The organism is Streptomyces sp. NPDC007088 (assembly GCF_042869355.1).
GTDB lineage: Bacteria > Actinomycetota > Actinomycetes > Streptomycetales > Streptomycetaceae > Streptomyces.
Genome location: NZ_JBIAFO010000001.1, coordinates 682,707 through 700,295 on the forward strand (window position 1 = coordinate 682,707; position 17,589 = coordinate 700,295).

Genomic DNA, 17,589 nt, shown 5'->3' on the forward strand with positions numbered 1-17,589 from the left:
TCGCCGAGCGTGAAACGGATCACCCATTCGAGCGATGCGCGGTGTGTCGCTCCACGGGGTCCGGCGGTCAGTCCGGCAGGGCGGCCGCCCAGTCCGCGTCCAGTTCGCCCTCGGCGACGATGACGGCCTCGCCGGTCATGTCGATCTCCCCGTCCGGATGCTCCGTCACGGTGAGGCTGCCGCCGGGCAGGTCGATCACGTACGTCGCCGGCCTGCCGGTGAGCGCCGGGTCCGCGCCGTCCCTGCGGGCGGCGGCCACGGCCACGGCGCAGGCCCCGGTGCCGCAGGAGCGCGTCTCCCCGGCACCCCGCTCGTGGACGCGCATCGCGAGACGGCCGGGGCCCCGGTCCACGACGAACTCGACGTTGACCCCGTCGGGGTAGGCCGTGGCGGGGTGCACCTGCGGGGCGGTCAGCAGATCCCCCGCCTGCGCGAGGTCGTCCACGAAGGTGACGGCGTGCGGATTGCCCATGTTGACGTGGGTGGCCGGCCGGTGTCCGGTACCGACCAGGACGCTGACGTCCCCCTCGGGGAACAGCGCCCGGCCCATCCCGACCGTGATGGCGCCGCGCCCGGCCGCTCCCCCGCCGGGGCTCGTCTCGTCGTCCTTGGCGATGTGGACGGTCTTGACGCCGCCGCGGGTGGCGATCGCGAGGTCGCCGGCGCCGACGTGGCCGGCGTGCTGGAGGTAGCGGGCGAAGACGCGGACGCCGTTCCCGCACATCTCGGCGATCGAGCCGTCGCCGTTGCGGTAGTCCATGAACCACTCGGCCTCGTCCGCGAGGGCGCGCGCCTCGGGGTGGGCGGCGGAGCGCACGACGTGCAGGACTCCGTCGGCGCCGATCCCGGCCCGCCGGTCGCACAGCGCGGCGACGGCCGCGGGGCTCAGGTCGAGGTCGTTGTCCGGGTCGGGGACGATCACGAAGTCGTTCTGGGTCCCGTGCCCCTTGAGGAAGGCGATCCGCGTGGTCATTCCTCGATCGTACGGGCAGGCGCGGACAGCGCGCCGTGCGGGGACGCGGGCCGGTCAGCGCAGCCGCGCGACGCGCCACACGGCCAGGACGACGGCCCCGAGCACGATCAGCGCGTAGACGGCGAGGACCCGCCAGCGGGGCCCGCGTTCCGCCCCCGTCGTGGACAGCCCCGGCCAGTGGTAGCCCACCCGGCGCGCCGCCATGACGGCGCCGCCCGCCGCCGAGGAGCTGAGCAGCAGCCCGAGCATCGCGACCACGGCCCCGCCGTCGCCGATCTCGAAGGCGAGGGGGAAGGCGAACATGAGCGAGCCGACGGCGGCGAGGAGGACGATCGGGGCGATCTGCCACAGCCGCATCCGGCGTTGCGGACGCAGCTCGACCTCGACCTCGGGGGCTTCGTGGCCGGCCTGGAGGGCGGCCAGGTCCTCGACGCCCGCCCCGTCGGGGACGGTACCGTCGGAGTCCTCGGGGCCGTCCTGGACGAGCTGCTCCCGCTCTCCGTGTCCGGTGTCACGAGGGCCGGCCTCCATCGCCACTGTGCCCTCCCAGTCGGACTACGCCAGGTCGATCGATGGTCGATGATGGCACGGGGCGGAGGGCCCGTACGGCGGCCTGAGCGTCCCGATGCCAGGACGTGATCAGGCTGTGACCGCCCGTTCGACCAACGCGAGCGCCCGCCCGGGAAGTTCCCCCCGTTCGGCGATTCCGCCGGGCAGCCAGGTGATCCTGGGGTCGCGACGGAACCACGTGTCCTGACGTCGGGCGAAGCGTTTGGTGGCCCGCACCGTCTCCGCGCGCGCCTCCTGCTCACCGCACTCGCCGGCGAGTGCGGTGAGCACCTGCTGGTAGCCGAGCGCGCGCGAGGCCGTACGGCCTTCACGCAACCCCTGCGCCTCCAGGGTCCGCACCTCGTCCACGAGGCCCTGGGCCCACATCCGGTCGACGCGGTCGGCGATGCGCGCGTCGAGTTCGGGGCGCGCCACGTCCACGCCGATCTGGATCGTCGCGTAGTGGGACCGGTGACCCGGGAGGTTCGCGGTGAAGGGCTTGCCGGTGATCTCGATGACCTCAAGGGCGCGGACGATGCGGCGCCCGTTGCTCGGCAGGATCGCGCGGGCCGCCTCGGGATCGGCGACGGCCAGCCGCGCGTGCAGCGCCCCCGGGCCGAGCTCCGCCAGTTCACCCTCCAGACGGGCCCGGACGACGGGGTCGGTGCCGGGGAACTCCATCTGGTCCACCACGCCGCGTACGTACAGTCCGGAGCCGCCCACGAGGACCGGGACGCGTCCCTGGTCGAGCAGCCGGTCGATCTCGGCGCGGGCGAGGGCCTGGTACTCGGCGACGCTCGCCGTCCGGGTCACGTCCCAGATGTCCAGCAGATGGTGCGGGACGCCGCCACGCTCCGCCTGCGTCAACTTGGCGGTACCGATGTCCATCCCCCGGTACAGCTGCATGGAATCCGCGTTGACGACCTCCCCGCCCAGGCGCTGGGCGAGGAAGACGCCGAGATCGGACTTGCCGGCCGCGGTGGGACCGACGACGGCGATGACCCGGTGGGTGGGGGGTGCGGTGCTCACCTTCCAAGTCTCCCAAACCGTGGAGCACTGCTCGAACGAGTTACGTGACGAAGCGGCGGTGACCTCGTTTCCAGTTGCGAGGTCCCGGCCGTCGGCTTCGGGTTCCCCAGACCCCGGCGCACCACCGGACACACCGGAACGGGCGGGGTTTCATCCTCATGAGCCAGCTCTTGGAGTAGTTATGGGCGTTTTTTCGCTGTTCCGCAGGAAGCCGAAGACCACGGAGGAGGCGTCCACCGCCGAGGCTCCCGCGACCGCTCCGACGGCGCGGGCCGAGGCCGCCACGGACGAGGCGGCCACCGGCACGCCGTCCTCCTCGGCGGCGGACGACGCGAAGACGACCGCTGACGAGGGCCCCGTGTCCCAGGCCGGCGGGACCGGTGAGGCGGACGTCGCAGGCCCCCCGGCCCCCGATGCCGAGGCCGTGGAGAAGGACGCCGCCGAGGCCGTGGAGATCCCCCAGCAGCAGTCGGCGGGCCGGGCCGTGGACAGCGCGTCCGAGGAGAGCGTCTCGAAGTAGCGACAGCGGGCAGGCGGGGGGGTGCGGCGTGCCCTCCGAGGGGCGCGGCCGGCCATTCCGTAGTAAGCCAGCAGTAGGACAGCGTCAGCAGACGCGCGCGTCCTTTTTTGCGAGGAGGGTGACCCCATGGGCTTCCTGGACAATATGAAAGCGCGGCTCTCCCCCGCCAAGGACAAGGTCGCGGATCTCGCCCAGCAGCACGGGGACAAGGTCGGGCAGGGTCTGGACAAGGCGGCCAGGACGGTGGACGAGCGCACCAAGGGCAAGTACTCGGACCGCATTCAGTCGGGTACCGAGAAGGCCAAGGACGCGGTCGGCAGGATGGCGGCCGACAAGAACAAGGGCGGGGGTGGCGGCACGACGCCGCCCTCGCCGCCGCCCGCCGGCTGACGGTCACCGCGACCGCTGACCGCGGGCGCGGCTCGACGTGCGGGTGGCCCGGTACGCGAGAAGGCGTACCGGGCCATCCGTACGTCCGCCTCGTGGGCGTGCCCGGTCTCCCGTGCCCGGTCTCCGTGGAGGGCGGGGCGAGCGGGTCGTGGTCAGGACCAGGCCGCGACGAAGTAGCCGACGCCGTAGGGCGCCTCCTCGTACAGCGACTCGCCGCGCAGTCCGGCTCCCGACGCCGCGCCGGAGAGCACCTGCCACGGTGCGCGGCCGGTGGCCCGCAGTTCCCGTGCGAGGTCCGCGTCGAGCGCGGCGAGCGCCTCCGTGTCGGCGGTGCGCAGGGCGCGGCCCGCCTCGGCGTCGAAGGGCTCGGCCCGTTCGTCCAGGTAGCCGGGGGCTTTCACGGTGCGCGAGGCGCTGCCGTCCCCCATCACGAGCAGCACCGTCCGCCCGGGGCCGGCCACGGCCTCACGCCCCGTTTCGAGGCAGTCGGCCGACGATCGCGCCGGTCCGACACTGAGACCGTCGACGGGGCAGGTGGTCCAGTCGGCGCTCGTCAGGAGCGCGGCCGCGACGGTGAGCGACGGGGGAAGCGCGGCGTGCGGCCCGGAGCGCTCTCCGCCGCGGCCCAGCCGTACGTCGAGCGGTACCCCGTAGCCCCGGAAGGTGCCCGCGGCTCCCTCGGGATGCCGCGCGGTCCCGGCGGAGACCGTGTCGGCCGAGGCGCCGATCACCAGCAGCCTGGTGGGGCGTGCCGCGGCGAGGATGCCCAGGGCGTCGGCGCAGGCCGCGCGGAGGGTGTCCAGTTCGGGGGCGGCGCCCGCCGCGACCTCGGGGACGAGCAGGGGCGGGCACGGGCACACGACGGCGGCGGCAAGCATGATCCGCAGCGTAACGCGCAGCCGCGGGCACACGGGCCGGGAACGGGCGGCGGCTCACCGCCCGGCGCCCCGTGGGGCGCGGCCCGGCTCTCCCCGGTCAGTCGCAGCCGCAGCCCTGGGCGACCGGCAGCGGGGCGGGGGCGCCCACGCCGGGCAGTCCCAGGAGCACGCCCGCGGGCTTCTTCGCCTCCGGTGCGTTGCGCTTGTCCCACGCGTCGCCGGCCCGGGTACGCCGCACGCCGCGCGGCGTCCCCTCGGCGAGCAGGTGGTGGGGCGCGGCGTAGGTGATGTCCACGGTCACGACGTCGCCGGGGCGTACCGGCTCGTCGGGCTTCGTGAAGTGGACGAGCCGGTTGTCGGGGGCCCGGCCGGAGAGCCGGTGCGTGGCGCCGTCCTTCCGCCCCTCTCCCTCGGCGACCATGACGTCGAGGGTGCGGCCCACCTGCTTCTTGTTCTCCTCCCAGGAGATCTCCTCCTGGAGGGCCACGAGCCGCTCGTAGCGCGCCTGGACGACCTCCTTCGGGATCTGGTCCTCCATGTCCGCGGCGGGGGTGCCGGGCCGCTTGGAGTACTGGAAGGTGAACGCCTGGGCGAAGCGCGCCTGCCGTACGACGTGCATGGTCTGCTCGAAGTCCTCCTCGGTCTCCCCGGGGAAGCCCACGATGATGTCGGTGGTGATCGCGGCGTCCGGGATCGCGGCGCGGACCTTCTCGATGATCCCGAGGTAGCGGTCCTGCCGGTAGGAGCGGCGCATCGCCCTGAGCACCTTGTCGGAGCCGGACTGGAGCGGCATGTGGAGCTGGGGCATGACGTTGGGGGTCTCGGCCATCGCGGCGATCACGTCGTCGGTGAAGTCGCGCGGGTGCGGGGAGGTGAACCGCACCCGCTCCAGGCCCTCGACGGGGCCGCAGGCGCGCAGCAGTTTGCTGAACGCCTCGCGGTCCCCCATGTCGCTGCCGTAGGCGTTGACGTTCTGGCCGAGCAGGGTGATCTCGCTGACGCCTTCGCCGACGAGCGCCTCGACCTCGGCGAGGACGTCGCCCGGCCGCCGGTCCTTCTCCTTGCCGCGCAGGGCGGGCACGATGCAGAAGGTGCAGGTGTTGTTGCAGCCGACGGAGACCGAGACCCACGCGGCGTACGCCGACTCGCGGCGGGTCGGCAGGGTGGAGGGGAACGCCTCCAGCGATTCGGCGATCTCGACCTGCGCCTCCTCCTGGACGCGGGCGCGCTCCAGGAGGACGGGGAGCTTGCCGATGTTGTGCGTCCCGAACACGACGTCGACCCACGGGGCGCGGTTCACGATCGTCTCGCGGTCCTTCTGGGCGAGGCAGCCGCCGACGGCGATCTGCATGCCGGGACGCTTCGTCTTCATCGGGGCGAGCCGGCCGAGGTTGCCGTACAGCCGGTTGTCCGCGTTCTCGCGGACGGCGCAGGTGTTGAAGACGACGACGTCGGCGTCCCCGTCCTCGGCACTCTCGGGCGCACGTACGTAGCCGGCGTCCTCCAGCAGGCCGGAGAGCCGTTCGGAGTCGTGGACGTTCATCTGGCAGCCGTAGGTCTTGACGGCGTACGTGCGGGGAAGCTCGGTCATGATCAACTACGTTCCAGACGAGACGGTGACGGCGTGCGCCCGGCACAACCTGGCAGAGCGGCTGACGAGACAGTCTACGGTTTCGCGCCCCGTACCGGCCTTCCCCGTCCCCTCCCGCCCCCGCGGCCCGGGACCGTCGCCCGCCGGCGCACGCCGGACCCCGGCCGAAGCCCGTCCGCTCTGGTGCCGACCGTGCGCGCGCTGGCAGGATCTGCTGCATGTCAGAGACTCTCGCCCGGTTCGGCCGGCGTCGCGCGCTCCAGGTCCCGGCGGCCCTGGCCGTCGTCCTGGCGCTGCTGCTGTGGTGGCTGCTCCCGCTGGGCGAGGACTCCCCGCACGGCACGGTCGTCTTCAGTACGGGCGTCAAGAAGGGCGTCTACCAGCGGTACGGCCACCTGCTGAAGGCCGCCGCGGACGAGGACCTGCCGCATGTGCGGGTCGAACTGCTCAGCAGTCAGGGCTCCCAGGAGAACGTACGGCGGGTGGCCACGGGCAAGGCCGACTTCACCATCGCGGCGGCCGACGCCGTCGAGAAGTACAAGGAGGAGGGCGGCCCGGGGGCGGCACGGCTGCGCGGCTGCGCCCGCCTGTACGACGACTACCTGCAGCTCGTGGTGGCACGGGACTCGAAGGTACGCAAAGTGGCGGACCTGCGCGGTCAGCGGGTCGCGGTGGGGCAGGTCGGCTCGGGCGTGCGGCTCATAGCGAACCGGCTGCTGACGACGGCGGGCCTGGACCCGCAGCGGGACATCGTTCCGGTCTCGATCGGCATCGACACGATGGACAAGATGCTGGAGAGCGGCGAGATAGACGCGTTCTTCTGGTCGGGCGGCGTACCGACGTCCTCCGTGAAGGGCCTCTCCCAGCGGTTCGGCATACGGCTGGTGCCCCTGGGCGACCTCGTCGACAAGCTCCATCGCGCGGGCGGGGTGGGCCACTACTACCGCACGGCGGTGATGCCGGTCGCCGCGTATCCGGCCGCCGGGCCGGCTCTCCCGGTGACGACCCTCGCGGTGGCGAACCTGCTGGTGACCCGGGACACGGTGGACACCGGGCTGACCGAGGGGCTGACGAGGACCGTGATAGCCAGCAGGGACGGGATAGGGCGCAAGGTGCACGCCGCCCAGCGTGTGGACCTGCGGACGGCGATCTACACCGATCCGCTGGAACTGCACAAGGGGGCGCGGGAGTACTACCGGTCGGTCAAACCGTAGGCCGGTGCGGCGTGGAGCGGGGCGCGCCGTTCACCGCGCGTGGTGGCGTCGTGGTCCGCGTGCGCGGGCTCAGCGGGGGCCGGGGGCGGCGGGTGGTGACTGACGCGGCACGGTGAGGTCCACGCACAGGCCCCGGGGGCTGTGGTGCCGGTAGCCGATGCTGCCGCCGCCCGCGGTGAGCAGCGCGCGGCTGATGGACAGGCCGAGCCCGGAGCCCCGTACGTTCTGGTGCCGGCCGCTGCGCCAGAAGCGGTCGCCGATGCGGGACAGCTCCTCCTCGGTCAGCCCCGGCCCCTCGTCGGCCACGGTGACCGTGACGTGTTCGCCCTGACGGGCGACGCGGACGGTGACGCCCGCTCCCCGGGGCGTGAACTTCAGCGCGTTGTCGATCACGGCGTCCAGGGCGCTGGAGAGGGCCACGGGATCGGCCCACCCGGTGACCGCGGGGCAGTCACCGCTCAGACGCACCCCCTGCTCGTCCGCGGTCGGCCGCCAGGAGGCGACGCGTTCCTCGGCGAGGGCCCCGATGTCGGTCAGGGCCAGGTCCGCTTCGGTGTGCTCGGCGAGCGCGAGGCCGAGGAGGTCGTCGAGCACGCGGGCGAGACGTTTGCCCTCGGTACGGACGGCGGCGATCTCCTCGTTGTCCTCGGGGAGTTCGAGCGCCAGCAGTTCGATGCGCAGGAGCAGCGCGGACAGCGGGTTGCGCAGCTGGTGCGAGGCGTCGGCGACGAAGGCGCGCTGCTGTTCCAGCACGTCCTCCACGTTGTCGGCCATCTCGTTGAAGGAGTCGGCCAGACGCCGCAGTTCGGGGGGCCCGCCGGCCGCCGCCACCCGGGACTTGAGCCGGCCGGTGGCGATGTCGTGGGTCGTCGCGTCCAGGACCCGGACGGGGCGCAGCACCCAGCCGGTCAGCCGCAGGGCCGCGCCCACGGCGAGGAGCATCGCCGCTCCCTCACCGGCCGCCACGAGGAGCCAGCGGTGCAGGATCACGGAGCGCAGCTGCCCCGTGGGGGAGTCGGTGACGACCACGGCGATGACGTCGCCGTCGCGGATGACCGGGGAGGCGACGACGAGGCGGCGCCGCTCCCAGGGCCAGATCTGCCGGGGGTCGGGGCTGCGCCGCCCGTTGAGCGCCTCACCGTAGGCGGCGCGCGCCTCCTCTCCCGCCACCTCCACGGGGGCGGGGGCGCCCTCGCGGCCAAAGGCTCCGGCCCCCTCCGGGCCAGAGGCCCCAAGCACGGTCGGTCCGGTCGTGACCGTGGCGGAGGCGGTGGAGGCGGCGATGGAGGCCCGTGTTCGCGGGCTGGTCGCCCGCGCCGGGCTCGCCGTCCCCGCGAAGCCCGTCCTCCCCCCGGGACGCGCCTCGTCGGCGGCCCGGGGGTCCGGGGGCAGCCGCCAGCCTCCGGGGGCGGCCGCCATGGAGCTTCCGAGGGGGCTGAAGACACCGGCCCGGATGCCGTAGAGGCTGTGGTAGCGGCGCAGTTCGGCCTGGAGGGTGCTCAGGCGCTCGCCACCGTCGTCGGCCCCGGGCCGCCCGTCGTCCTCGGTGATGAACTGGGCGAGGGAGGCGAAGCGCGCGGAGTCGTCGATGCGGTCGACGATGACCTTCTGCTGCTCGGCCGCCGCCTCGCTGACGGCGAGCGGGAAGCCGAGGGCGAGCAGCACCCCGGCGAGCAGGATGATGAGAAGAGGAAGAAGCCGGCTGCGCACCCGTCCTCGCTAGGCGGTCGGGACGACGAGTTTGTAGCCGACGCCGCGGACCGTCTCGATGAGTGCGGGCAGTCCGAGCTTGGCGCGCAGCGAGGCCACATGGACCTCCAGGGTCCGCCCGGTCCCCTCCCAGCTGGTGCGCCAGACCTCGCTGATGATCTGCTCGCGGCGGTAGACCACTCCGGGCCGCTGGGCGAGCAGCGCGAGCAGGTCGAACTCCTTGCGGGTCAGCGGCACGGGCCGCCCCTCCACGCAGACCTCGCGGGTCGCCGGGGCGATGGAGACGGGGCCGAGCGCGGTGCGGGACTCGTCGGCGGTGGGTTCGGCGGGCGGGGTGCGGCGGGCGACGGCGTGGATGCGGGCGAGGAGTTCCCCGGTGTCGTAGGGCTTCACGACGTAGTCGTCCGCGCCGAGGTTGAGCCCGTGGATGCGCGAGCGTACGTCGGCCCGCGCCGTCACCATGATGACGGGGACGGAGGAACGCTTGCGTATCTTCCCGCACACCTCGTAGCCGTCCTGGTCGGGCAGTCCCAGGTCGAGGAGGACGACGGCGAAGGGCTCGGCCTCCACATGGTCGGGGAGCAGGGCCCGCAGGGCCTCCTCGCCGCTGCGCGCGTGCACGACCCGCAGGCCGTGCCGGCCGAGCACGGCGGAGAGCGCCGCGGCCACGTGCTGATCGTCCTCCACGAGCAACAGCCGCATCCCCGCCACCTCCTTCGCTTACCGGTCATGTGCGCCCGCGCTTCATGACGCGGGCCCGTCGGCCCCGTACGGCCGCCTGTCGAGTGCCGCCCTGAGGGGAGGCAGCGGACCTCGCGCGGGAACAGCGCGAGAAGCCGCCCTCGCATGAACGCCGATGGCCGGGCGACAGTCAAGGCCGTTCGTGTCACGTCCAGGTTCCGTTACCCACCCGGTACGCGGTCCGGACGTCCCGTTCACGCGGTGTGTCCGGTTGAGGCCGGATCGTTATGCTCAATTTCCGCTCAGATGTAATGACGTTGATCGCAACGCGTCACTACTGTCCTCCACAACCGAGGAGGACGGAGCAACAAGCAGATGACCGATGTGTCGGTGTCCAAGGACGCCGTATCCGCGGCCGAGGATCTGGTCGTGCTGAAGAACGTCAACAAGCACTTCGGCGCGCTGCATGTGCTTCAGGACATCGACCTGACCATCACCCGCGGCGAGGTGGTCGTGGTGATCGGCCCCTCCGGGTCGGGCAAGTCGACGCTCTGCCGCACCATCAACCGCCTGGAGACGATCGATTCCGGCGACATCACGATCGACGGGAAGCCGCTGCCCCAGGAGGGCAAGGAACTGGCCCGGCTGCGCGCCGACGTCGGCATGGTCTTCCAGTCGTTCAATCTCTTCGCGCACAAGACGGTGCTGCAGAACGTGATGCTCGGCCAGATCAAGGTCCGCAAGGCGGACAAGCAGGCGGCCGAGGAGAAGGCGCGCTCCCTGCTGGACCGCGTCGGGGTCGGTTCGCAGGCCGACAAGTACCCGGCGCAGTTGTCCGGCGGACAGCAACAGCGCGTGGCGATCGCCCGCGCCCTCGCGATGGACCCGAAGGTCATGCTCTTCGACGAGCCGACCTCCGCGCTGGACCCCGAGATGATCAACGAGGTGCTGGAAGTCATGCAGCAGCTCGCCCGCGACGGCATGACCATGATCGTCGTGACGCACGAGATGGGCTTCGCCCGCTCGGCGGCCAACCGGGTCGTCTTCATGGCGGACGGCCGGATCGTCGAAGAGGCCGTGCCGGACAAGTTCTTCAGCAACCCGCGCAGCGACCGGGCCAAGGACTTCCTGTCGAAGATCCTGCACCACTGAGGGCTCCGGTCCTCACTAGTCCCGGCACCCGCGCCGTCCCGCCCTTTTCCGTCACCGTTCTCTCCTGATCCCGAAGGACGTTCATCATGAAGCTCCGCAAGGTCTCCGCGGCCGCCGCCGCCGTACTGGCACTCTCGCTGGCCGCCACCGCCTGTGGCTCGGACGACGACAGCAATGACAAGGGCGGCTCCGGCAGCGGGGGCGGCAAGAAGATCGCCATCGGCATCAAGATCGATCAGCCGGGTCTGGGCCAGAAGCTGCCGAGCGGCAAGTACGCCGGTTTCGACGTCGACGTCGCCACCTACGTCGCCAAGGCCCTCGGTTACGAGCCCGGCCAGATCCAGTGGAAGGAAGCGAAGAGCGCCGACCGCGAGACGATGCTGGCGCGTGGCGACGTCCAGTTCATCGCCGCCTCGTACTCCATCACCGACGAGCGTGAGCAGAAGGTCGACTTCGCGGGCCCGTACCTGCTCGCCCACCAGGACATCCTGGTCCGCGCGGACGAGTCCGGGATCAAGGACCCGAAGGACCTCAACAGCAAGAAGCTGTGTTCGGTGACGGGTTCGACCTCGGCGCAGAACATCCACGACAAGCTCGCCCCCAAGGCGCAGCTGCTGGAGTACGGCGGCTACTCGGAGTGCCTCACCGGCCTGGAGAACAAGGCCGTCGACGCGCTGACCACGGATGACTCCATCCTCGCCGGCTACGCCGCGCAGAAGGACTTCCAGGGCAAGTTCAAGCTGGCCGGCTTCAAGATGACCAACGAGAACTACGGCATCGGCGTCAAGAAGGGCAGCGACCTGAAGGCGAAGATCAACGACGCCCTCAAGAAGATGGTCGACGACGGTTCCTGGGACAAGGCCGTGAAGGACAACTTCGGCCCGGCCAACTACAAGAACGAGAAGGCCCCCAAGATCGGCGACGTCGTCAAGTAGTCGCTCACGGCGCACTCGGGCAGGTTCGCGCCGCGCTCCGCACAGGCGGGGGGACGGCACCAGAGGCAAGGCAGGGTCTGACCGGCACGCCGCCCCCCGCGGCGGCGTGCCGCACCCTCCCCACACGCGGAAGCACGGGAGATCGTGTTCGACTTTCTTGAAGGTTACGACCTGCTCGCGGCGTTCTGGGTGACGGTGAAACTCGCCGCACTCTCCGCCGTGGGCTCCCTGATATGGGGGACCGTGCTGGCCGGCATGCGCGTCGGTCCGGTGCCCCTGCTGCGCGGTTTCGGTACCGCGTACGTCAACGTGGTGCGCAACATCCCGCTCACCGTCATCATCATCTTCACCTCGCTGGGCCTCTACCAGACGCTGGGTTTCGCTCTGGGCTCGGACCAGATCGTGACCACCAACTTCCGTCTCTCGGTCCTCGGGCTGACCCTGTACACGGCCTCGTTCGTGTGCGAGGCGGTCCGCTCCGGGATCAACACCGTGCCGATGGGGCAGGCGGAGGCGGCTCGCGCTCTCGGCCTGAACTTCGGCCAGGTACTCACCCTCATCGTTCTCCCGCAGGCCTTCCGCGCCGTGGTCGGCCCGCTGGCGAACGTCCTCATCGCCCTCACCAAGAACACGACCGTCGCGGCCGCCATCGGTGTCGCGGAGGCCGCCGCTCTGATGAAGACGATGATCGAGAACGAGGCTGAGACCTTCCTGATCGGGCTCGTGTTCGCGTTCGGCTTCGTGTGCCTGACGCTCCCCATGGGCCTCATCCTCGGCTGGGTCGGCAAGAAGGTGGCGGTGAAGCGATGACCTCGGTCCTCTACGACGCCCCGGGCCCCCGGGCCAAGCGGCGCAACATCCTCTACTCCGTCGCCTTCCTCGTGGTGCTCGCGGCGGCCGTGTGGTGGGTGATCAGCAAGCTGAACGAGAAGAGCCAGCTCGACTGGGTCAAGTGGAAGCCGTTCGTCACGGACTCCCAGTCCTGGACGACGTATCTTCTGCCGGGTCTGCAGAACACGCTGATCGCGGCGGCCATCTCCATGGTGATCGCGCTGCCGCTCGGCGCGGTGTTCGGCATCGCGAGGCTCTCGGACCACCGTTGGGTGCGCGTCCCGTCCGCGGTCGTCGTGGAGTTCTTCCGCTCGATTCCCGTGCTGATCCTGATGCTCATCGCGAACGAGCTGTACTCGAAGTCCACGGCGATCTCCACGGACGACCGGCCGCTGTACGCCGTGATCACGGGACTCGTGCTCTACAACGCCTCGGTCCTCGCCGAGGTGGTACGGGCCGGCATCCTCTCGCTGCCCAAGGGCCAGACCGAGGCCGCGCAGGCCATCGGTCTGCGCAAGGGGCAGACGATGCGGTCGATCCTGCTGCCGCAGTCCGTCACCGCGATGCTCCCGGCGATCGTCAGCCAGCTCGTCGTCATCGTGAAGGACACCGCGCTCGGCGGCGCCCTGCTGAACTTCTCCGAACTCCTCGCCTCCGTCCGCCCGCTCAGCGCGGCGTACGGGGCCAACACCATCGCGAGCTTCACGGTGGTCGCGCTCCTGTTCGTCGCGGTCAACTTCTCGCTGACGAGCTTCGCCTCGTGGCTCGAACGCCGCCTGCGCCGGGGCAAGAAGTCGACCGGCGCGACCGTGAACCTCGAAGACGTGAACGCCGGAGGCGTCGCGGGCGCTCCCGCCGCTTAGGCGCTGCACTCCTGTTGACCGCTCGACCCGTGGCCCCGGTGCCCCGTGCTTACCCGCACGGGGCACCGGGGCCGCGGCGTGGGGCGGGGCACCGGGGCAGCGTGCGCGGGAGCAGTGGGCCGCTCGCCGCCGGGCCGGAAGCTCCAAGGGGGAGGTACGGTCCCGGCGGGGGTGTGCGCGGGAGCACGTGCCGCGCGCGGGAGCGTCCTCGCGCGTGGGCGGCGCCTCCCGTGCTTCCGTCTCCCCCCGGGTCTACGTCCCGCGCCGGCCTCCCCGGCCCACCACTGGACCAGGAACCGCACGTGAGGCCCGGTGTCGCTTGACGCGGGCACCAGCAGTGGGTTGCATACGTTCTGTGATCACGTACCGGGTATGTTTCGCACGCTCTGCCGAGTCCGGCCGGACCGTCGGCACGAGGGGAGCTGTGCCGTGGACCCGGTGATCGTCGTCGGTGCCGGCCCGGTGGGGCTCACTCTGGCACTGGCACTGGCCCGGCACGGGGTGCCCTGCCTGGTCCTCGACGAGGGACCGGGCCCCGAGGCACAGCGTCTGGCCCGCACCGTCGTCCTGCGGTCCGACACGGCCGCGCTGGTGGAACGTCTGACCGGTACGTCCCTCTCCCGCGCCCCGTCACGGCCGGAGGAGGACGACGCCCACGCCTTCCGCGACCCCGTCGAGGCCGGCGCGACCCGCGACGTGAGCGGCCCCACGGGGCAGGACCCCCCCGGCGTCCGTCTGCGCGGGTGGCGTCATCTGCGACGTAAGCAGACCCAGCGCCACACTGTGTTCGCGCCCTCCGGGCCTCTCGGCTCCGACGCTTCTCCGGACCTGGGCGACACACCGTACGGCGACGAGGCGGAACGTGGGGTTCCGCTGGCTGCGGCGGGGGCACCGGCGGCCCCGTTGCACCTGCCGCAGCACGGTCTGGACGAGGCGCTGAGGCGCGCACTGTCACAGGAGCGCCTCGTCAAGATCGTCCCGAACAGCCGGCTGGACGAACTGGAGCAGGACGACACCGGGATCAGGGCGCACACTCAAGGACGCACGATCTGGTGGCGCGGCAGCTATCTGGTGGGCTGCGACGGCCCGCGGTCCACCGTGCGCAAACTCCTCGACCTCCGCTTCCCCGGGCGTTCCGGCGTGGAGCGGCACGCCGTCGCCGCTCTGCGCACCGAAATGCCGTGGCCCGGGGAGGCCGTACTGCACCGGGCGCCGCCATGGCACGGTGCGGGCGCCGAGATCGTCGCCCGCCCCCTTCCGCACGACGTCTGGCGACTGGACTGGCTCGTGCCCGCCCAGACCGAACTGGTCACCCCGGACGCCCTGGTGACCCGGGTACGCGACACCCTGGCCGGCTGGTGCGAGGGCGCCACGCCCCCCTACGAACTCCTCGACACGGGCGTGTACACGGTGCATCACAGGGTGGCCCGCCGCTGGCGCGCGGGACGGGCGTTCCTCGCGGGCGACGCCGCCCACCTGCTCGGCGCCCTCGGTACCCAGGGGGTCGACGAGGGGCTGCGGGACGCCGACAACCTGGCCTGGAAACTCGCCACGGCCTGGCACCACGGTGCGTCCGAGACGCTGCTCGACAGCTACCAGGCGGAACGGCGGGCGGCGGTCACCGGGCGGCTGCGCGCCGCCGACCAGTCGCTGCCGATACTGCGCGGAGGCGGCGGCCTGCGCTCGCTCGTTCCCGGCACCTCACGCGGCCACGACGTCCTGCTGAGCGACGCCCACCTCGGTACGGGACCGCTGGGCGCCGCGCCGTCCTACCACCGGTCGCCCCTCTCCCCGCAGGCCGACGACGGAGCGATCGACATCGGCACCCCTCCGGGACGACTGGTGGCGGACGTTCCGGTCACAGCCGAGGACGGGGCGTCCGTCCACCTGCACGAGCGTCTCGGCCGCACCGCCTTCCTCGTCGTGCTCGTCGCCCCGGGCACCGGCGTGTGGGAGCGGCGGCACTGGATGACCGCGGGCGTGATGCCCCGTCTGGCGGCAGCGGTGAGAGCTCTGCCCTGCCCCGCCGAACTCCTCGTGGCCGAGAGCTATCCCGGCGCGCCCGCCCACACCGTCCTGCTGATCCGTCCCGACGGCCACCTCGTGACAGCCCTCGGAGGGGTACGCCCCGCCGAGTTGTACGGTGCGGCCGACGCGGCGCGCGGCAAGGCCCCCGGGACACCGCCCCGCCCCCCGCGCCCCACCGTCCCGGGCACGCCGGCACCGGCCGCGGGTACCGCTCGCACCCCGCAGCAGGCGTCCGGCCCCCCGAGGCGGGCGCTGCCCCCCGTGGAGCACGCCACGACCGGCACCGCCGGACGAACCGCCACCCCACCCGGAGGGGGCTCGGGCCCGGGGGGCGACGGCTAGTCGGCGGTCGGGGGCTCGGCTTCTCCTCACGGGTCTTCACGAGCCGGCCGGGCCGGTAAGGAGGTCGTCGAGGTGCGCCCCCGCCTCTCTCCCCGCCCCCGCCTGCCCGCCGCCGGCCGGCCGCGCCACCGCCGACGACCGGGCCGAGCACGTGAGTGCGCGCACGCCCCGGCGGCGCCGTCAGGTGCTCACCGGACGTCACGCTCCCCTCCCGCCGTCCGTTGACGGAGCACCTGTTGACGCCTCCGGGCTCGCGTGGTGTACTCCGGATCATGACCGACACCGATGTGCGCCTGTGGCGACGGGTCCATATGGACCTGCTCCGCTACGCGGGCTGCGTGTGTCGCCGTTCTCGCTGACCCCTCTCCCCTCCGGCGCTCGTCCGCCGGTTTCCCCGCGTGTGTGTGGGCCTGTCGTGGCTCCCCGCGCGACTCAGCGACGTTCAGGACGGTTCCATGTCTGTCTCCCTGCCCTCCACGCCCGCCGACGCCCCGGCCTCCCCCTCCGCCACCTCCCAGCGGCCTCCGACAGCCGCAGAGCTGCTCGACTTCGTCCGTACCAGCGCGGCGGACACCGCGCTGATCGCCTCCCTGCCCCGCGATCCCGAGGGCCGGACCTGGGTACGTCTGGAGGGGCCCGGCGGAAGCGAGGCGTGGCTCATCGGCTGGCCGCCCGGAGCCGGCACCGGCTGGCACGACCACGGAGGCTCGCAGGGCGCCTTCGCGACGGCCGCGGGCACGCTGCGAGAGGACTCCCTCGCCGTCCGGCTGCCCACCGAGGGATGGCGGACCCTGGAGCTGAACGGCGACGTCGACCGGCGACGCGACCTGACCGACGGTCAGGGCCGGGCCTTCGGGCCCCACCACGTCCACCAAGTGATCAACGAGTCCGCCACGGAGCACGCGGTTTCCGTCCACGCCTACTACCCGCCGCTCCCCCTCATGCGCCGCTACAGCCGCAGCGGCGCCGTGCTGCGGCTGGAGCAGGTCGAGCGCCCCGAGGACTGGCAGTGAGCACGGACTCCCCCGCCGCACCGACCGGCATCGACGAACTCCTGGACCGCGTACGCGCCGGCCTGGACCGGGTCACTCCGGAGCAGGCGTACGCCGCCGCGGGTGAGGGCGCGCTCCTCGTGGACATCCGGTACGCCGCGCTGCGGGACCGGGACGGGCTGATACCGGGCGCCCTCGTGGTCGAACGCAACGAACTGGAGTGGCGCCTCGACCCACAGGGCAGCCACCGGGCGCCCCAGGCCACCGGGCATGAACTGCGGGTCGTGGTCATCTGCAACGAGGGCTACGCGTCCAGCCTCGCGGCGGAGTCCCTTCAGCGCCTGGGCCTGCGCGAGGCCACCGATCTCGTAGGCGGCTTCCAGGCGTGGCGAGCGGCCGGACTCCCTGTCACAGAGCACGGGGTGCCCCGTACCGATACCGACGACGCGTCGACAGCAGCCGAGTGACGAGTCCCCGGCGCTGACCAGGCGGGCAGGCAGCCACCGGGGTCCAGGCCCTGAGGAAGCGGGCGGCGAGGGGAGGTGAGGCAGCCGGGGCCGGCGCTGCGAGCAGAGCGGCCAAGGCCGGGCCGACTGCCCGGGGCCGCCGCGCTTTCGTCAACAGGGAGGCAGCGGATAAGAATACGGGGTCCTCGGTGACCTCCGTCGTGCGGCCGTTTCGGCCGTTTCCCGCTTCTGTGCGCCGCCTCCGCCGTGCGGCTGCTTTCCGGTTCTGTCCGCAGCAGCTTTCCGGTTCTGTCCGCGGCAGCTTCCCGCCACCGCACCGCTTCTGTCCGCGGCTGCTTTCCGCCACCGCACCGCGAGCCGCTGTCCGGCTTCACTCGCGGCCTGTCCCCTGGGCCCCGCGTTCGGTTACCTCGCCTGGTTCCGGCGGCTTCCGGCGTCCTGTTC

18 protein-coding genes are annotated in these 17,589 nt (G+C 72.2%); 11 read left to right on the forward strand and 7 right to left on the reverse strand.

What is annotated here, in order from left to right; translation table 11 throughout:
- Positions 1 to 67 precede the first annotated feature (67 nt).
- The 3 genes from dapF to miaA form a co-directional block, all read right to left on the reverse strand.
- Positions 68 to 973 carry a diaminopimelate epimerase gene (gene dapF, locus ACFYMP_RS02935; RefSeq protein WP_388849391.1) on the reverse strand — a complete coding sequence of 302 codons (906 nt, stop codon included), beginning with the start codon at positions 971 to 973 and terminating at the stop codon, positions 68 to 70.
- A gap of 54 nt (positions 974 to 1,027) precedes the next feature.
- Positions 1,028 to 1,504, reverse strand: coding sequence for a hypothetical protein (locus ACFYMP_RS02940; protein WP_388849609.1), 477 nt, complete (start codon positions 1,502 to 1,504; stop codon positions 1,028 to 1,030).
- A 108-nt stretch (positions 1,505 to 1,612) separates the two neighbouring features.
- Positions 1,613 to 2,551, reverse strand: coding sequence for a tRNA (adenosine(37)-N6)-dimethylallyltransferase MiaA (gene miaA, locus ACFYMP_RS02945; RefSeq protein WP_388849393.1), 939 nt, complete (start codon positions 2,549 to 2,551; stop codon positions 1,613 to 1,615).
- A gap of 181 nt (positions 2,552 to 2,732) precedes the next feature.
- On the opposite strand from miaA, the gene ACFYMP_RS02950 reads away from it, so the two are divergent.
- Together ACFYMP_RS02950 and ACFYMP_RS02955 are read left to right on the forward strand one after the other, a co-directional pair.
- Positions 2,733 to 3,071 carry a hypothetical protein gene (locus ACFYMP_RS02950; RefSeq protein ID WP_388849396.1) on the forward strand — a complete coding sequence of 113 codons (339 nt, stop codon included), beginning with the start codon at positions 2,733 to 2,735 and terminating at the stop codon, positions 3,069 to 3,071.
- Positions 3,072 to 3,197: 126 nt separating this feature from the next.
- Positions 3,198 to 3,461: an antitoxin gene (locus tag ACFYMP_RS02955; protein WP_388849398.1), complete on the forward strand. Its 264-nt coding sequence runs from the start codon at positions 3,198 to 3,200 to the stop codon at positions 3,459 to 3,461.
- A gap of 152 nt (positions 3,462 to 3,613) precedes the next feature.
- Here ACFYMP_RS02955 and ACFYMP_RS02960 read toward each other — a convergent pair whose 3' ends face one another.
- Both ACFYMP_RS02960 and miaB read right to left on the reverse strand, forming a co-directional pair.
- Positions 3,614 to 4,339, reverse strand: a complete 726-nt coding sequence (locus ACFYMP_RS02960) for a class III extradiol dioxygenase subunit B-like domain-containing protein (protein ID WP_388849401.1) — start codon at positions 4,337 to 4,339, stop codon at positions 3,614 to 3,616.
- 97 nt (positions 4,340 to 4,436) lie between these two features.
- Complete coding sequence (gene miaB / locus ACFYMP_RS02965; RefSeq protein ID WP_388849404.1) at positions 4,437 to 5,930, reverse strand: tRNA (N6-isopentenyl adenosine(37)-C2)-methylthiotransferase MiaB; 1,494 nt, start codon at positions 5,928 to 5,930, stop codon at positions 4,437 to 4,439.
- 218 nt (positions 5,931 to 6,148) lie between these two features.
- Between miaB and ACFYMP_RS02970 the strand changes: the two genes are divergently transcribed.
- Positions 6,149 to 7,144, forward strand: coding sequence for a TAXI family TRAP transporter solute-binding subunit (locus ACFYMP_RS02970; RefSeq protein ID WP_388849407.1), 996 nt, complete (start codon positions 6,149 to 6,151; stop codon positions 7,142 to 7,144).
- 69 nt (positions 7,145 to 7,213) lie between these two features.
- Here the strand turns inward: ACFYMP_RS02970 and ACFYMP_RS02975 are convergent, their stop codons facing one another.
- Complete coding sequence (locus tag ACFYMP_RS02975) at positions 7,214 to 8,854, reverse strand: sensor histidine kinase (RefSeq protein ID WP_388849409.1); 1,641 nt, start codon at positions 8,852 to 8,854, stop codon at positions 7,214 to 7,216.
- 9 nt (positions 8,855 to 8,863) lie between these two features.
- Complete coding sequence (locus ACFYMP_RS02980; protein ID WP_388849412.1) at positions 8,864 to 9,556, reverse strand: response regulator transcription factor; 693 nt, start codon at positions 9,554 to 9,556, stop codon at positions 8,864 to 8,866.
- A gap of 354 nt (positions 9,557 to 9,910) precedes the next feature.
- Between ACFYMP_RS02980 and ACFYMP_RS02985 the strand changes: the two genes are divergently transcribed.
- The 8 genes from ACFYMP_RS02985 to ACFYMP_RS03020 all read left to right on the forward strand — a co-directional run bounded on the left by ACFYMP_RS02985 (position 9,911) and on the right by ACFYMP_RS03020 (position 17,145).
- Entirely contained in the window at positions 9,911 to 10,687 is a 777-nt protein-coding gene (locus ACFYMP_RS02985) for an amino acid ABC transporter ATP-binding protein (RefSeq protein ID WP_388849414.1), read from the forward strand.
- Positions 10,688 to 10,773: 86 nt separating this feature from the next.
- Entirely contained in the window at positions 10,774 to 11,622 is an 849-nt protein-coding gene (locus tag ACFYMP_RS02990; protein ID WP_388849417.1) for a glutamate ABC transporter substrate-binding protein, read from the forward strand.
- Between the two features lie 144 nt (positions 11,623 to 11,766).
- Positions 11,767 to 12,432 (forward strand): amino acid ABC transporter permease, encoded by a 666-nt coding sequence (locus ACFYMP_RS02995; RefSeq protein WP_388849419.1) that lies wholly within the window; start codon positions 11,767 to 11,769, stop codon positions 12,430 to 12,432.
- Positions 12,429 to 13,316, forward strand: coding sequence for an amino acid ABC transporter permease (locus ACFYMP_RS03000; RefSeq protein ID WP_388849422.1), 888 nt, complete (start codon positions 12,429 to 12,431; stop codon positions 13,314 to 13,316). Before ACFYMP_RS02995 ends, ACFYMP_RS03000 begins: the two co-directional genes overlap by 4 nt.
- 429 nt (positions 13,317 to 13,745) lie before the next feature.
- On the forward strand, positions 13,746 to 15,686 hold the full coding sequence (locus tag ACFYMP_RS03005) for an FAD-dependent monooxygenase (RefSeq protein ID WP_388849425.1): 1,941 nt from the start codon (positions 13,746 to 13,748) through the stop codon (positions 15,684 to 15,686).
- Between the two features lie 272 nt (positions 15,687 to 15,958).
- Positions 15,959 to 16,045, forward strand: coding sequence for a putative leader peptide (locus tag ACFYMP_RS03010; RefSeq protein WP_324603596.1), 87 nt, complete (start codon positions 15,959 to 15,961; stop codon positions 16,043 to 16,045).
- 96 nt (positions 16,046 to 16,141) lie between these two features.
- Positions 16,142 to 16,699, forward strand: a complete 558-nt coding sequence (locus tag ACFYMP_RS03015) for a cysteine dioxygenase (protein WP_388849429.1) — start codon at positions 16,142 to 16,144, stop codon at positions 16,697 to 16,699.
- The gene (locus ACFYMP_RS03020) at positions 16,696 to 17,145 is read left to right on the forward strand and encodes a rhodanese-like domain-containing protein (RefSeq protein WP_388849432.1); all 450 of its coding nucleotides are present in this window, start codon (positions 16,696 to 16,698) and stop codon (positions 17,143 to 17,145) included. The genes ACFYMP_RS03015 and ACFYMP_RS03020 overlap by 4 nt, the downstream gene beginning before the upstream one ends.
- The last annotated feature ends 444 nt before the right edge of the window (positions 17,146 to 17,589 follow it).